The organism is Actinacidiphila sp. bgisy145 (genome assembly GCF_057708125.1).
The window spans coordinates 1-15,297 of the sequence record NZ_JBYIRL010000079.1; the positions used below are offsets into that span (position 1 = coordinate 1).

At 73.0% G+C, this 15,297-nt stretch carries 12 protein-coding genes and 2 pseudogenes; 12 read left to right on the forward strand and 2 right to left on the reverse strand.

Translation table 11 applies throughout. From position 1 onward, the window contains the following. A pseudogene (locus tag AC3ERT_RS35865) lies at positions 1-357 on the reverse strand (hypothetical protein); the annotation flags it as partial. 220 nt (positions 358-577) lie between these two features. Continuing rightward, positions 578-3,277, reverse strand: a complete 2,700-nt coding sequence (locus tag AC3ERT_RS35870) for a SpoIIE family protein phosphatase (protein ID WP_435179285.1) — start codon at positions 3,275-3,277, stop codon at positions 578-580. A 448-nt stretch (positions 3,278-3,725) separates the two neighbouring features. Between AC3ERT_RS35870 and AC3ERT_RS35875 the strand changes: the two genes are divergently transcribed. From AC3ERT_RS35875 to AC3ERT_RS35930, 12 genes and pseudogenes are all read left to right on the forward strand, one after another. Then, a complete protein-coding gene (locus AC3ERT_RS35875) occupies positions 3,726-4,529 on the forward strand; it encodes an ABC transporter ATP-binding protein (RefSeq protein WP_335984343.1) in 804 nt (267 codons plus the stop codon). 9 nt (positions 4,530-4,538) lie between these two features. After that, positions 4,539-5,351, forward strand: coding sequence for an SRPBCC domain-containing protein (locus tag AC3ERT_RS35880; RefSeq protein ID WP_435179287.1), 813 nt, complete (start codon positions 4,539-4,541; stop codon positions 5,349-5,351). Beyond that, on the forward strand, positions 5,329-6,189 hold the full coding sequence (locus AC3ERT_RS35885) for an HpcH/HpaI aldolase family protein (protein ID WP_335984340.1): 861 nt from the start codon (positions 5,329-5,331) through the stop codon (positions 6,187-6,189). Before AC3ERT_RS35880 ends, AC3ERT_RS35885 begins: the two co-directional genes overlap by 23 nt. A gap of 174 nt (positions 6,190-6,363) precedes the next feature. Further along, entirely contained in the window at positions 6,364-7,446 is a 1,083-nt protein-coding gene (locus AC3ERT_RS35890; RefSeq protein WP_435179289.1) for an amidohydrolase family protein, read from the forward strand. Beyond that, entirely contained in the window at positions 7,443-9,095 is a 1,653-nt protein-coding gene (locus AC3ERT_RS35895) for a thiamine pyrophosphate-binding protein (protein ID WP_435179291.1), read from the forward strand. The genes AC3ERT_RS35890 and AC3ERT_RS35895 overlap by 4 nt, the downstream gene beginning before the upstream one ends. Continuing rightward, complete coding sequence (locus tag AC3ERT_RS35900; protein ID WP_435179293.1) at positions 9,095-9,988, forward strand: substrate-binding domain-containing protein; 894 nt, start codon at positions 9,095-9,097, stop codon at positions 9,986-9,988. Before AC3ERT_RS35895 ends, AC3ERT_RS35900 begins: the two co-directional genes overlap by 1 nt. Further along, entirely contained in the window at positions 9,981-11,174 is a 1,194-nt protein-coding gene (locus AC3ERT_RS35905; protein WP_435179295.1) for a DUF3500 domain-containing protein, read from the forward strand. The genes AC3ERT_RS35900 and AC3ERT_RS35905 overlap by 8 nt, the downstream gene beginning before the upstream one ends. 29 nt (positions 11,175-11,203) lie before the next feature. After that, entirely contained in the window at positions 11,204-12,070 is an 867-nt protein-coding gene (locus AC3ERT_RS35910; protein ID WP_435179297.1) for a substrate-binding domain-containing protein, read from the forward strand. Between the two features lie 57 nt (positions 12,071-12,127). Beyond that, positions 12,128-13,123, forward strand: a complete 996-nt coding sequence (locus tag AC3ERT_RS35915; protein WP_335984333.1) for an ABC transporter substrate-binding protein — start codon at positions 12,128-12,130, stop codon at positions 13,121-13,123. 85 nt (positions 13,124-13,208) lie between these two features. Then, positions 13,209-14,069: an amidohydrolase family protein gene (locus tag AC3ERT_RS35920; RefSeq protein ID WP_335984331.1), complete on the forward strand. Its 861-nt coding sequence runs from the start codon at positions 13,209-13,211 to the stop codon at positions 14,067-14,069. Positions 14,070-14,154: 85 nt separating this feature from the next. Next, a complete protein-coding gene (locus AC3ERT_RS35925; RefSeq protein WP_335984329.1) occupies positions 14,155-14,820 on the forward strand; it encodes a GntR family transcriptional regulator in 666 nt (221 codons plus the stop codon). A gap of 84 nt (positions 14,821-14,904) precedes the next feature. Next, a pseudogene (locus AC3ERT_RS35930) lies at positions 14,905-15,297 on the forward strand (hypothetical protein); the annotation flags it as partial.

Below are 15,297 nucleotides of genomic sequence, written 5' to 3' on the forward strand. Positions count from 1 at the left end.
CGGGACGCGGCGGTCGACGGCGGAGAGGAAGTCGGTGGGGCTGTCGTTGAGGAACTGGATCGAGCCCGACTGGAGCGCGGAGGTGCCGGTGGCCGCGGTCGTCGTCACGTACTTCACCTTCAGCTTCTGCTTGCTGAAGTAGCCATTGGCGTCGGCCAGGCGGATCGGCATGTCGAAGATGTTGCCCGCGACGCCGACGGTGACCGTGGTCGTGCCGTCCGCGTTCTTGCCGGCGCCGGTGGTGCCGCCGCACGCGGTCAGCGCGACCGCGCACAGCGCCAGGGCGCAGCTTGCCGCGACGGCCCGGGCGGCGGGTCTGCCGGTGGCGTCACCGGCGTCCGAGGTGTGGCGTCTCATGACTTCTCCCCAGTCGCCACGCGGCAAGCCGGGCGCTGATTGTCATACAAGGTGTGGGCGACCGTAACACCGGGTCCATGGTGCCGCAACAACTCCGACGGGCAACGCCGCACAACGGCGTGCGACAGCAAGGAATTTCGGCTGTGGAGCCAGGAAGCTGTGGCGCGGTGGCCAAAGGGGGGCGAGAGAAAATGTCGGACAATAGTGAGGCGGGTGGGGCTCAGAGCTCCTCGTCGCCCCACTGGTCGAGCAGCTCCTCCGCGGTGGCCGCGGCGGCCTCGTCCGCCGCGGTGTGCAGCGGCTGCTCGGTCCAGATCACCTTGCCGCGACGGGTGTAGCGGGTGCCCCAGCGCTCGGCGAGGCTGGCCACGAGGAACAGTCCGCGGCCGCCCTCGTCGGTGCCGGCCGCGCGCAGCAGGTGCGGCGAGGTGCTGCTGCCGTCGGCGACCTCGCAGATCAGCTTGCGGTCGTACAGCAGGCGGACGCTGAGCGGGGGAGAGCCGTAGCGGACGGCGTTGGTAGCCAGCTCGGAGACGATCAGCTCGGTGTTGTAGCCGAGCCCTTCCAGCCCCCACGCGGCCAGCTGCCGCCCGCACGCCGCGCGGACCTCGGCGACCGCCGCCGGGTCGGAGGGCATCTCCCACCGGGCGATCCGCTCCGCGGGCAGCCGCCGGGTGCGGGCCACCAGCAGGGCGACGTCGTCCGCGGGGTGCTCGGGCAGCACCGCGTCCAGCACCGCCTGGCAGGTCGCCTCCGGGTCCAGGCCCGGGTGGGCGGCCAGCGTGCCGCGCAGCAGGTCCAGGCCGAAGTCGATGTCGCGGTCGCGGCGTTCGACCAGGCCGTCGGTGTAGAGCACCAGCGTGCTGCCCTCGGCGAGGTCCAGCTCGGTGGCCTCGGACGGCTCCGCGCCGCCCAGGCCCAGCGGCGGGGAGACCGGCACGTCCGGGGTGTGCACGGTGCCGTCCGGCCGCACCAGCAGCGGCATCGGGTGCCCGGCGCGCGCGATGGTGGCCAGGCCGGAGGACGGGTCGTACACCGCGTACAGGCAGGTGGCGCCGGTGACGCCCGGCTCGCCGCCGGTGTCCTTGCCCTCGTCGGCGTCCATCCGCGTGACCAGGTCGTCCAGCAGCGACAGCAGCTCGTCGGGCGCCAGGTCGAGCGCCGACAGGTTGTGCACCGCGGTGCGCAGCCGGCCCATGGTCGCCGCGGCGTGCAGCCCGTGGCCGACGACGTCCCCGACCACCAGCGCCACCCGCGCGCCGGGCAGCGCGATCACGTCGAACCAGTCGCCGCCCACCCCGCCGGAGGCGGCCGGCAGGTAGCGGTGGGCGGCTTGCAGGGCGCTGAGCTCCGGCGGCGCCCCGGGCAGCAGGCTGCGCTGCAAGGTGACGGCCATGGCGTGCTCGCGGGTGTACCGGCGGGCGTTGTCGATGGCGACCGCGGCGCGCGCGGCCAGCTCCTCGGCCAGCTCCAGGTCGTCCTGCTCGAAGGGGGCGCGGCCCTGCGCCTGCCAGAAGGCGGCGACGCCCAGCACCACGCCGCGGGCCCGCAGCGGGACCGTGACCAGCGAGTGGATGCCGCGGGCCGCGACGGGTTCGGTCAGCGCGGGGTCGGCGGCGCCGAAGCCGGGGACGTACCGGGGCACGAGGCCGTCGCCCGCCGAGAGGTCGGCGTCCAGCCGCCCGCGCCCGGCGTCCGGCGCGCCCGCCGCGAGGGTGGCGAGGTCGACCGCGACGTGTGCGCCGACCGGGGCGAACGGCGGGTCCGGCTGGATACCGGCGCTCACGACGCGCTGCAACTCCGGCTCGGCGCCGGTGGGTTCGTCGCCGTTCAGCACCGGCTCGGCGAGGTCGACGGTCAGGTAGTCGGCGAACAGCGGGACCGTGGCCTTGGCGAGCTCGCCGACCGTGCGCCCGACGTCCAGGGTGCTGCCGACGCCGATGCTCGCGCCGTACAGCACCGACAGCCGCTTGCGCGCGGCGTCCGCCCGGCTGGACAGCTCGCTCAGCTCGGTGGAGTCCCGCATGGTGGCGACGCTGCCGGCCACCGCCTCGTGGCCGTCCAGGGGGCGCTGGTTGACCACGAGCACCCGGCCGCCGGCCAGGTGCACCTCGTCGCTGGCCTCCCGCCCCGAGCCCAGCAGCTCGGCGAGCGGAGGGGCCAGGGGCAGCGCGTCCACCTGCTGGCCCTGGGCCTCCGGCGGCAGGCCGAGCAGCTTGCGCGCCTCGGCGTTGGCCAGCAGGATCGTGCCGTCGGCGTCCATGATCACGATGCCCTCGCGCACGGCGTGCAGCACCGCGTCGTTGTGCAGGTACAGGCGGGTGATCTCGGACGGGCCCAGCCCGCGGGTCTGCCGCAGCAGGCGCCGGCCGAGCAGCGCGGTGCCCACGGTGCTCGCGGCCATCGCGAACGCGGTGATCCCCAGCAGCACCGGCAGCCGCCCGGCCTCGGTCGCGTCGATGGTGCTCACCCGCACCCCGACGGCGACCCCGCCGACCACCCTCCCGTCGCTGTCCTTGATCGGGACGAACGTGCGCATGGCGTCGTGGCCGCCGGACTTCACGTGGCCGGTGACGGCGCGTCCCGTCCGGAGGGCGCGCAGGTCCTGGGGGTACGAGATCCGGGTGTGCAGCAGCGACGCCCGGTCGGGCTGGGTGTAGCGGATGCCCCGCCGGTCGACGACCACGACGAAGTCGACGTGGGAGGTGCGCATGATGGCGTCGGCCGCCGGCTGGAGCTGGGCGGTGGGGTCGTGCGACCGCAGGGCCGCGACCACGCCCGGAGAGTACGCGACGGCGTGCGCGATCGCGGCGGAGCGGCGGGCCGCGGCCTGCTCGGCCTCGCGTTCGACGGTCACCACGAGCAGGACCGCGGCGACGGCTGCCATCAGCAGGATGACCGCCACCTGGAGCAGGAACATCTGGCCGACCACACTGCGCGGGCTGAGGAGCGACTGCGGACCGCGCCACCACCCACGTGTGCGCGGGCCACGTGATGAGCCGGCCGGACCCCGCAGCCGACGGGACCGGTGCATATACACCCTTTTACACCAGATCGCGCCGTCGGGCCGGTGGCCTCGCCGTTTTGTTCAACAGGCCGCGGCGGCCGTGGTGCGGCCGGGCGGACCAGAACCAAGGATTTTCGCGCACCCTTCTTGAGCTGACGATTCGGCGGTGTTACGGTCGCTCGCAAGTTGTTGGACAATCCGCCAGTCGGGACCGCGGGTCACCCACTCCATGGGGTGCCGCGCGTACCGGACTGCCGTGTGGAAGCCGCACCGTAACCAGCGGCGTTGACCGGCTAAGTGGCTCGAATGCCCATCCGCGAGCCCCGGATCGCCTCTCCCGTTGCAGGCCAAGGAGACAGAGTTGTCGACCAACCAGCAAGACACCAGTGCGGAGGCACTCCGCTTCGAGGACGTGACCCTGGAGTTCCCCGGGACCCACCAGCCGGCCATCGAGAACGTCTCGTTCCGGGTCCGGCGGCGCAAACTCGTCGCCGTGATCGGGCCGAGCGGGTGCGGCAAGAGCACCATCCTCAACCTGGCCGCCGGACTGCTCAACCCGTCCCGGGGCACGGTCGACTTCAACGGCGAACCGGTCCGCGGGGTCAACTCCGAAGCGGCCTACGTGACCCAGAAGTCCAACCTGCTGCCCTGGCTGAGCGTGCGGGCCAACATCGGCCTGGCGCTGAAGTTCCGCCATGTGCCCAAGGACGAGCGCAACGAGCGGATCGCGCACTGGATCAAGGTGGTCGGCCTGACCGGCTTCGAGGACCACTACCCGCGCGAACTGTCCGGCGGCATGCAGAAGCGCGTCGCCATCGCGCGGGCGCTGATCTACGACCCGGCGATCGTGCTCATGGACGAGCCGTTCGGCCCGCTGGACGCCATCACCCGGCTCAAGCTCCAGCAGGACCTGCTCAACCTGTGGCAGGAGCAGCAGGGCACCCTCATCTTCGTCACCCACGACCTCAACGAGGCGCTCTACCTCGCCGACGAGGTGATCGTGATGTCCAAGGGGCCCGGGACGGTGCGCCGCGTCCTGGAAGTCCCCTTCGAACGGCCGCGCGACATCGGTTCGCTGGTCGAGTCGCGCGAGTTCTCCGAGCTCTACAACGACCTGTGGAGCCTGTTCAAGTCGGAGATAGACCTGTCCGGCGCTCCCGCGTAAGGAACCGCAGTGATAACGATCAAGGAAGAGATCGACGTCCCGAGCCCGCGCAGCCGGGTGTGGGAAGTCGTGTCCAACCCCGCGGACGTCGTGTCCTGCATCGCCGGGGCGGAACTCGGTGAGGCCCATGACGACGGGTCGTTCGACGGGGCCCTGGTGATCAAGTTCGGCGCGATCCGGGTGAAGTTCGCCGCCCGCATCACGCTCGACCTGGACCCGGGGGAGTTCGAGGGCCGGCTGTCGGCCCGCGGCGGCGACGGCCAGGGCGCCACCCGCTTCCGCGGCGACGCGACGTTCCGCGTGGTCGACGGCGCCGAGCCCGGCAGCGCGCGGGTGCTGATGGACGGCGAGGTGACCCTCAGCGGCAAGCTCGCCTCGCTGGTCGAGTCCGGCGCCAATGTGGTGGTCTCCCGGATGACCAAGGACTTCACCGCCAAGCTGATCGCGAAGTGCGGGCAGCCCGCGGCCGCGCCCGCCGCCGAGCCGCTGCCGACGCCCGCCGCCTCCACCCCCTCCGCCGCCGACCCGGCCGCCGCCCCCGTGTCCGCGTCCGCCCCGGCACCCGCGCCGGCCGCCGCCCCCGCGCCCTCCGCCACCCCGGCCCCCGCATCCACCTCCGCACACGCCCCCGCCCCCGCCCCCGCCGGGCTGCTGCGCCGCTGCCTCGCCTGGTTCGGCCGCCTCTTCGGCCGCCGCCAGGACCCGCCGCACCCCACCCCCGCGGCCCCGGCCCGCGGCGCCCAGAGCGCCCCGCACACCCACGACGCTTCGCACCCGACGCAGACCGAGGAGGTCGGCAGTGGCAACGCCCCGGCTCAATAAGGTGATCGCCGCCTTCGAGGCAGGACAGCACGTCTTCGCGTCCTTCTCCGCGGCCGACCCGTCCGCCGCCCTGGAGTTCGGCACCAGCGCCTACGACGCGCTGGTCTTCGAGACCGAGCACAAGCCGTGGGACGTCCCCGCCCTGCGCGACAGCCTCCAGTACCTGCTGAACCGCAAGCAGATCTTCGGCGCCGACAGCCTCGCGCCCGCGCTCACCCCGCTGGTCCGCATCCCCGTCAACGGCGGCGAGAAGGGCCAGTGGCAGGCCAAGCAGGCACTGGACCTGGGCGCGTACGGCATCGTGTGGCCGCACATCTCCACGGTCGAGGAGGCGTACAACGCCGTCGCCGCCTGCCGCTACCCGCGGCTGCCGGACCGCCCCCGCCACCAGCCCGCCGGCCTGCGCGGCGACAGCCCCGCCACCGCCGCCCGCTACTGGGGCGTCAGCAACGCGGAGTACTACGCCAAGGCCGACGTGTGGCCCCTGGACCCGGACGGCGAGATCCTGGTGGCCCTCATGATCGAGGACCAACTCGCCATCGACAACCTGCCGGACATCCTCGACCAGGTGCCGGGCATCGGCCTGATCATCATCGGCGAGGGCGACATGAGCCAGGAACTGGGCATCCCCCGCCAGTACGACCACCCGCTGATGCTGGAGTGCAAGCGCCGCATCCTCGACATCTGCGCCGCCCGCAACGTGCCGGTCGGCCACCCGCACGTCACGGCCGACAACGTCAAGCAGGTGCTGGACGACGGCTACCGCTTCCTGATGTCCATGCCGGTGCGCACCTACCCCGGGCTGGAACTGGGCCGCTCCCTGACCGGCCGCGACTGAGCCGCTGAGCCGCTGAGCCGCGAACCAGCCGCGGCCCAGCCGCACCGGCCCCGCGTACGGGCCCGGTGCCCGCGCCTCCCCGCGACCGGGCCCGCACGCCCCCCCGCCGCACCACACCCCCGCCCCCGCCGCAGGCGCGCCCGCGCCCCCGGCACGCGAGTTTCGGAGTTTTGCATGCGTATCGACTGTCACGGTCACTTCACCACGGCTCCGGCCGCGCTGGGGAAGTGGCGCGAGCGGCAGATCCAGGCGTTCGAGGAGTCCGGCGCGCGGCTGTCGCCCGCCGAACTGCGCATCAGCGACGACGAGATCAGAACCGCCATCGAGCAGGGGCAGCTGAAGCTCCAGCTGGAGCGGGGGACGGATCTGGCGCTGTTCTCGCCCGGCGCGGGCAAGATGGCCCACCACTACGGCGACGAGCAGACCAGTCTGGCCTGGTCGCACGTCAGCAACGACCTGATCGCCCGGGTCTGCGGGCTCTTCCCGGACCGGTTCGTCGGGGTGTGCCAGCTGCCGCAGTCCCCGGGCGAGCCGCTGGCCGCCTCCGTCCGGCACAGCGCCGCCGAACTCCAGCGCTGCGTCGAGGAGCTGGGCTTCGTCGGCTGCCTGCTCAACCCCGACCCGTCGGACGGCAACTGGCAGGCCCCGCCGCTGACCGACAAGGTCTACTACCCGCTCTACGAGAAGATGGCGGAGCTGGACGTCCCCGCGATGGTGCACGTCGCGATGTCCCGCAACCCGGCCCTCCAGGGCACCTGCGCGCACTACCTCAACGGCGACACCGCCGCCTTCATGCAGCTGTGCACCTCGGAGCTGTTCAAGGACTTCCCGACGCTGAAGTTCATCCTGCCGCACGGCGGCGGCGCCGTCCCCTACCACTGGGGCCGCTACCGCGGCTTCCTCCAGGACCGGGGGCTGCCGCCGGTGGAGGAGGCGGTGCTGCGCAACGTCTACTTCGACACCTGCGTGTACCACCGGCGCGGCATGCAGCTGCTGGTGGACGTGCTGCCCGCGCAGAACATCCTGTTCGCCTCGGAGATGATCGGCGCCGTCCGCGGGGTGGACCCCGAGACCGGCCACCGCTTCGACGACACCGGCCACCTGCTGGACTCCGTGGACTCCCTGGACGCGGCCGACCGGGACGCGATCTTCGGCGGCAACGCGCTGCGGGTGTTCTCCCGGCTGCCGCAGATCCTGGCGCAGCGCGGCGTCGCCGCCACCCCCTCCACCACCACCGCGAAGGAGTCCGGCAAGTGAAGGTCTACGAGGCACTCGCCGAGGCGTTCGTCAAAGAGGGCGCCACCGACGTCTTCGGCATGATGGGCGACGCCAACATGCACTGGATGAACGCCCTGCACGAGCGCGGGGTGAAGCTGTACGAGGTGCGGCACGAGGGCTCGGGCCTGGGCATGGCCGACGGCTGGGCGCGCGCCGCGGGCCGGCCCGGCGTGGTCACCACCACCAGCGGCCCGGGCACCGCGCAGCTGGCCACCTCGATGATCGTGGCCGCCCGGGCCCGCACCCCGCTCGTCGCCTTCTGCGGCGAGGTGCCGGTCGGCGACGAGACGGCCGTGCAGTACCTCGACCAGCGCCGGTTCGCCGCCGCCATCGAGTGCGGCTTCGTGCAGGTCTCGCGGCCCGAACTCGCCGAGGAGGCGGTGCGCCAGGCGTTCTACCTGGCCAGGACCGAGTCCCGGCCGATCATGATCAGCGCCCCGTTCGACGTGCAGGTCAAGGAGTACGAGGACGCCGGCCCCTACGTCCCCTCCACCGACCTCATCGACACCGCGCGGCTGCTGCCCGACCCGACCCGGGTGGAGCAGGCGGCGGCGATCGTGCGGGCCGCCAAGCGCGTGGTCGTCATCGCCGGGCGCGGCGCCCGCGCCTCCGAGGCGGGCGAGGAGCTGCTGCGCTTCCAGGAGCACACCGGCGCGCTGCTGGCCACCACCCTCCAGGCGAAGAACTGGCTGTGCGACGCGACGGAGTTCCACGTCGGGATCTCCGGGCTGTACGGCAACAAGGTCGCCATGGAACTGCTCCAGGAGGCCGACTGCGTCATCGCGGTCGGCGCCAGCCTCAACCACTACACCACCGAGCACGGCCTGCTCTTCCCCGACGCCACCTATGTGCAGATCGACACCGCGCAGAACGTGGTGATGGGCCACGGCCGCGCCGCGGAGTGCTACGTACGGGCCGACGCGCGCACCGCGCTCGCCGAGCTGAACACGGTCCTCGCCAAGAGCCCGGCGAGTAGCGAGGGCTTCCACACCGACGAGGTGCGCAGCCGGCTCACCGAGGCGCTCGCGGAGCCGTCCGGCTACGAGGAGGAGCCCGGCCGGCTCGACCCGCGCGAGGTGATCCGGGTGCTGGACGCCGCCCTGCCGCGCGAGATCGGCCTGGTCCTCGGCAGCGGCCACCAGACCGACTTCGGCACCATGCTCTTCCAGCGCTCCCGCGAAGTGCTCTCCAACTACGGCATGTTCGGCGCGATCGGCCAGGCCCCGCTGCTGACCATCGGCTCGATCGTGGCGAACGGCAACCGCCCGGCGTTCGTCGTCGAGGGCGACGCCAGCTTCCTGATGCACCTGTCGGAGTTCGAGACCGCCTGCCGCTACGACATCCCGGTGCTGGTCGTGGTGATGAACGACGAGGGGCTGGGCGCGGAGTTCCACAAGGCGAAGGCGAAGGGCCTGGACCCGGAGCTGGCGGTGATCGGCAACCCCGACCTCGGGCCGGTCGCGGTCGCGCTCGGCGGCGGCGGCGCCACCGTCCGCACCACCGGCGAACTGCTCGCCGCGCTCGCGGAGTTCGTCCGCGACCCGCGCCCGACCGTCGTCGACGTGCGGATCACCCGCAACGTGCTGAGCGTGCCCTACCGCCGGCTCCAGTACGGCGAGGACGTGTGATGGCGCCGCTGTCGGTCCTGCTGGGGGACTACCCGCACACCCGGCCGCTGAAGGACGGCACCGTCCCGGTCCCCGGGGTGGAGTGCGCCTGGGCGCAGGCGAAGCCGCTGTACTCCGCCTTCGCCCGGATGGTCCGGAGCCTGGAGTACGACGTGTGCGAGATGGCCCTCGCGACGTACTTCCAGGCCCGCGAGGCGGGCGTGCCGATCACGCTGCTGCCGGTGGCGATGATCGGCGGCACCCACCACGGCTCGCTCACCCGGCTGCCGGACGGCCCGGCGCTCACCCCGGCCGGCCTGGCCGGCGCCCGGGTCGGGGTGCGCTCCTACAGCCAGACCACCGGGCTGTGGGTGCGCGGCGTGCTCCGCGAGGACTACGGCGTCCGCCCCTCGGACGTCACCTGGGTCACCACCGAGGAGCCGCACGTCGCGCAGTACCGCGCGCCGGACAACGTCCAGCGCTCGGACGCGTCCAAGGTCGCCGACCTGCTGCGCACCGGCGACGTGGCGGCCGCGGTGCTCGGCCCGCGTGCCATCGGCACCCAGGGCGTGGAACTGGTCCCGGTCCTGCCGGACGCGCCGGCCGCCGCGCAGGCGTGGATCGACCGGCACGGCACCGTCCCGGTCAACCACATGGTCGTGGTCCGCGACGAGGTGCTGAAGTCCGCGCCGCAGGCGGTCGCCGCGCTGTACCGGGCACTGGCGGCGTCGATCGCCGCCACCGCGGACCAGCGCGACACCTCGCCCGCCGGGCGGGTCGTCGCGGCCGGCTGGAGCGGCGAACTGGCGGAGTCGGTGCGGATCGGCGCCGGCTACGCGCTGGAGCAGCAGGTCGTGCGCACCCCGGTCGACGTCGACCGGATCGTGCGGGAAGGGGCGTTCCTCGATGACTGACGGACTCAGGTACCGGCCCAAGGCGCCCACCCGCAAGCCCGCGGTGTGGACCCCGGACCTGCTGGAGCGGGTGGAGTGGCGCAGGCGCGCCGCCGACGAGCCCTTCCGCGGCGTCGCCGACTCCGCCGGGGTGCGCCCGGGGCTGTTCCCGCTGCACAGCACCGGCGTGGACGTCACCGCGGTGCGCCGCGCCGCCGAGCGCTACCTCTCCGGCCTCAGCGCCGCACAACTGGCCGAGGGCCGGCTGCCGATGGACGACGTGTCGTGGCGGCACTGGGCCAACGGCGCCCGCTACTTCCTGCGGCACGGCGTGTGCCTGGAGGAACTCGCGGACCCGGTACGGGACTCGGCCCTTGCCGTGATGCGCGCCAGCCTCAGCGAGACCGGCTTCACGCAGGTCGTCGACCTGATGCACCTCAACCTCACCATCGGCGAGCTGCGCGGCGAGGAGGACCTGCTCAACGAGTGGCTGTACTGGTTCACCGTCTACGGCGACCCCGGCGACGGCGCGCAGCCGTGGGGCTGGCAGCTCGACGGCCACCACGTCAACGTCAACTGCGTGTTCGTCGGCGACCAGATGGTGCTCACCCCGACCTTCCTGGGCGCCGAACCGGTGCACGCCACCTCCGGCAAGTACGCCGGCACGCACGTCTTCCGCCGCGAGGAGGCCGTCGGCCAGGAGCTGTTCGACAGCCTGACCGGCAAGCAGCGCGCGCAGGCCGTGATCGGCGACGTGCTGCCCCCCGACCTGTTCGTCGGCGCCTTCCGCGACAACTACGAACTCAACTACCAGGGCATGCCGTTCACCGAGCTGACCGGCCACCAGTACGCGCTGGCCACCGAGTTGCTCGGGCTGTACACCGGCCGGGCCGCCGACGCCCAGGCGCAGGTGCGCACCGCCGAGGTGCTCGCCCACAAGCAGGAGACGTACTTCTCCTGGATCGGCGACGGCGGCCCGGACAGCGCCTTCTACTACCGCGTGCACAGCCCGGTGATCCTCGTCGAGTTCGAGCACCAGGCCGGGGTCATGTTCGACAACGACGTGCCGACCCGGCGGCACATCCACACCGTGGTGCGCACCCCGAACGGCAACGACTACGGCGCCGACCTGCTGCGCCAGCACCACGAGCGGTTCCACCGGCACGGGCCCGGACACGGCCACGCCGACCGGCCCGGCCGGGCCTGAACCGGACACGAAGCAGAAGGAGTCGGAAGATGAAGTTGGTTGTGGGCCGCGACGACCTCGCGGCGGCCGCGCTCGGCGCGGGCACGGAAGCCGGCGCGCACGTCGAGCGCCAGGACATCAAGCCGGTGCACAAGGCGTCGCGGGGCTTCGTGAACGACCAGGCGGTCGACGTGTGCGAACTGGCGGTGGTGACCCTGCTCCAGGCCGTCGCCCACGACAAGCCGGTGGTGCTGCTGCCGGTCACCACGCTGGGCCGCACCCAGCACCAGACCCTGGTCACGATGGGCGCGCTGACCGTCGCGGACGTAGAGGGCCGCAGCGTCGGCGTCCGCTCCTGGAGCCAGACCACCGGCGTGTGGCTGCGCGGCTTCCTCACCGAGCAGTACGGCGTCGACCTGCGCAAGGCGGACTGGACGGTCTACGAGCCCGGGCACGTGGACGGCTACCAGGACCCGTCGTGGGTGCGGCGCGCGCCCGAGGGCGCCCGCCTCCAGAGCGACTTCCTGGAAGGCCGCCTGGACTTCGGGGTCATGGGCAACGAACTGCCCGCCGACGACCGCATCCGCACCGCGATCCCCGACGCCCTCGACGTCGCGAAGCGCTGGACGGCCGAGCGCGGCTTCCTGCCGCTCAACCACGTGGTGGGCGTGACCGAGCAGGCGGCCGCCGAGAACTCCGCGGCGGTCCTGGCCATGTACGACGCGATGCGCGAGGTGGCCGGGAAGGACCCCGCCGGCACCAACCCGGCCGGCTTCGAGGCGCTGCGCGGCCCGGTCGCGCTGGCCGCCCGCTACGCCCGCGAGCAGGACGTGCTCGTACGCCCGGTGGAGTTCGACGAGCTGGTGGAGCGGTCCTGCGCGGCGCTGGGCGTCACCCCCGCCCGCCTGGGCGGCTGACCGGCGCCGCACGCACACCCCCCGTATCGCAGCACACACCCGACTGGAAGGCAGGTCATGGCGAAGCTCTCGGTGGCCCTCGGCAACTACCAGCACGCCCAGGCGTTGATCGACGGCAGTGTCCCGGTGGACGGACACGGCGTGGAGGAGGTGCGGGTCCGGCCGATCATCGGCGCCTACCGGCGGATGATCAGGGACCTGGAGTTCGACGTGTGCGAACTCGCCCCCGTCTCCTACCTGATGGCGCTCCAGGAGGACGTGCCGCTCACCGCGGTCCCGGTCTTCCTCAACCGCCGCTTCCACCACGGCGACATCCAGTGCGCCGCCGGCTCCGGCATCCGCGTCCCGAAGGACCTCGAAGGGCGCCGGGTCGGGGTGCGCGCCTACACGGTGAGCACCGGCGTGTGGGTGCGCGGCATCCTCGCAGGCGAGTACGGCGTGGACGTCGACAAGATCACCTGGGTGGTCGACGACGACGACCACATCGAGGGCCGCGCCCCCGGCAACGTGGAGCGGGTCACCGACGGGCGCTCGCTGGGCGAGCTGCTGCGCGCCGGCGACATCGACGCGGCGTTCACCGGCAACGCCGGCACCGGCCGGGCCGGCGCGCCCACCGCCGGCTGGACCGCGGCGGCCGAGCCGGCCCCCGCCGCCGACGGCGGCGCGGACACCGGACCGTACCCGCTGTTCGCCGACGACGACGTGATCGCCACCGACTGGTACCTGCGCACCGGGATCTACCCGCTGCACTCGGTGGTCGCGATCCGCTCCGCGCTGGTGGAGGAGGACCCGAACCTGCCGACCGCGCTGTACAAGGCGCTCGCCGAGAGCAAGCGCCGGCAGGTCGCCACCGACCCGGAGTGGACGGAGCTGCCGCGGCTGGGCCGGCAGGCCCGGCAGGTCGGCGGCGACCCGATCCCCTACGGCATCGAGGCGAACGCGGCGACCCTCGGCGCGCTGGTGCGCTACTCGCAGCAGCAGGGCCTGCTCGACGCGGACTTCCCCACCGACCCGCACCGGCTGTTCGCCGACGGCGACTTCCCCGGTGCCTGAACCGGCACCGCCCGGGGCGCCGACGCGCCCCGGGCCGCGCACCGCGACCCCCAGCACACCCCGAGGCGAAGGAAACCGGACGACCATGGACATCGTCGACACCCACTGCCACATCATCGCGCAGGACCTGGCCCGCTACCCGCGCGCGCCGCTGGGCGGCAAGCAGTCCACGTGGGCCGCGAGCCGCCCGGTCACCGCCGAGGAGATGGTGGCCCGCATGGACGAGACCGGCATACGCCAGTCCGTGCTGGTGCAGGCCACCACGGCCTACGGCTACGACAACTCCTACGTGCTGGACAGCCGCCGCCAGTGGCCCGAGCGGTTCGTCGCCGTCGGCACCTTCGACCCGCTCAAGCCCGGGGCCGGCGCGCGGCTGGCGGACCTGGTCGGCGACGGGGGCCTGGCCGGGGTGCGGCTGTTCACCAGCGGCAGCACCGTGCCCGAGCAGGGCCAGTGGTTCGCGACGCCGGAGACGTACGACTTCTGGCGGTCGGCGGAGGAGCTGGGCGTCACCGTCTGCCTCCAGATGCGGCTGGGGCCGGCCACCAAGCACCTGATCTCGGTGCTGGTGCGCTTCCCCGGGGTGCGGGTGCTGCTGGACCACATGGGCTACCCCGACATCGCGGACTCGCCCGAGGAGGCCGGCCGGGAGGTGGCCGCGCTGGCGAAGAACCCCGGGCTGCACCTGAAGCTGACCCACCGCAACCTCGAACGGCTCCACGACGCCGGCGACAAGGCCGCCGGCTTCCTCACCCCGGTGCTGGACTCCTTCGGCGCCGGCCGGATCGCCTGGGGCTCCAACCTCCCGGCCGCCGAGCAGTCGCTGCCCGAACTGCGCGAGCTGGCCGAGACGGTGCTGGCGGGCCTGCCCGAGCAGGACCGGGCGGAGATCTTCGCCGGGACGGCCCGCCGCCTGTACCCCGGCCTCGGCGTGGTCGGGGACTGACACCCGGCCCGCGCGGCGGCGTCCGGCCGGCCGCGCGGCCGGCCCCGGACGGCGCCCTCCCTTCGAGACCCCTAGGCGAATCACGATGCAGAGCGACAACGGCATCACCCACGACACCAGGGCATCCGCGACCCGGTACAGCCAGGCGTACGACGAACTGCGCTCGCTGCTGCTGTCCGGCAGCATCGAGCCCAACACGCGACTGACGGAAGCCGACCTGACCAGGATGTGCGACGTCTCGCGGGGGACCATGCGGGCCGTGCTGGTCCGCCTGGCGCAGGAGGGGTACCTCACCAGCGAGGTCAACCGCGGTGTCCGGACCCGGATCTTCTCACCCGAGGAGGCCAAGGACATCCTGGAGGCGCGCGAGACCATCGAGTCCGCGCTCGCCGGGCGTGCCGCCGAGCGCGCCACGGAGGAGGAGATCCGGGAACTGCGCGCCACGCTGGCGGAGATGGCCGACTCCCGCTCCCGCGGCGACCAGGCGGCCTACTCGCAGGGCAACCGGCGCTTCCACCAGCAGGTGAAGGCGGCCGCCCACCAGGCGACGCTGTCCCGGGCCTGCGACACCCTGCTCTACCCGCTGGTGATGCGCCAGTACCGCAACGTCGCAGCCCAGCACCCCAGGACCGGGTCGTTCGAGGAGCACCAGGCGATCCTCCTCGGCATCGTGACCCGGAACCCCGACGCGGCCACCGCGGCGATGCGCCACCACGTCGCCACCGCCCGGCACGCACTCGTCCTCGGGTAGCGGCCGGCCCACCACGTGAAGCGGCGCCGGCGCGGCGCGGGCGCCGCTTCTCCCCCAGACCACCCACGGTGACAGGAGTCCCGAATGAACCACGACGAGACACCCGCGCGCGACACGAGAGCCGCCGCGGGCGCGCGGCACACCAGCGCGCCGCACCACCACCGCTCCGGGGCCCGGCTCCTCGCGGCGGGCAGCGCCGTCGCGCTGTGCGCGGTGGCGCTGACCGCGTGCGGCGGCAGCGGCTCCGGCAAGAACGCGGACGGCACGACCACGGTCACCGTCGGCGTCGCGGGCAACATCTTCGACATGCCGATCCGGGTCGCGGAGGCCAACGGCTACTTCAGCAAGCAGAAGCTGAAGGTGAAGTACGTGACGACGACCGCGGCCACCGGCACCTCCGCGCTGGAGTCCGGTTCGATCCAGTTCCTCAACGACAGCCCCACGGACTTCCTCTCCGCGATCGGCAAGAAGGTCCCC

Excerpts from the sequence above, each read along its gene's own strand:
- AC3ERT_RS35870 (WP_435179285.1), bottom strand. The coding sequence starts at position 3,277 with ATGTTCCTGCTCCAGGTGGCGGTCATCCTGCTGATGGCAGCCGTCGCC.
- AC3ERT_RS35890 (WP_435179289.1), top strand. The coding sequence starts at position 6,364 with ATGCGTATCGACTGTCACGGTCACTTCACCACGGCTCCGGCCGCGCTG.
- AC3ERT_RS35900 (WP_435179293.1), top strand. The coding sequence starts at position 9,095 with ATGGCGCCGCTGTCGGTCCTGCTGGGGGACTACCCGCACACCCGGCCG.
- AC3ERT_RS35905 (WP_435179295.1), top strand. The coding sequence starts at position 9,981 with ATGACTGACGGACTCAGGTACCGGCCCAAGGCGCCCACCCGCAAGCCC.
- AC3ERT_RS35910 (WP_435179297.1), top strand. The coding sequence starts at position 11,204 with ATGAAGTTGGTTGTGGGCCGCGACGACCTCGCGGCGGCCGCGCTCGGC.
- AC3ERT_RS35915 (WP_335984333.1), top strand. The coding sequence starts at position 12,128 with ATGGCGAAGCTCTCGGTGGCCCTCGGCAACTACCAGCACGCCCAGGCG.
- AC3ERT_RS35920 (WP_335984331.1), top strand. The coding sequence starts at position 13,209 with ATGGACATCGTCGACACCCACTGCCACATCATCGCGCAGGACCTGGCC.
- AC3ERT_RS35925 (WP_335984329.1), top strand. The coding sequence starts at position 14,155 with ATGCAGAGCGACAACGGCATCACCCACGACACCAGGGCATCCGCGACC.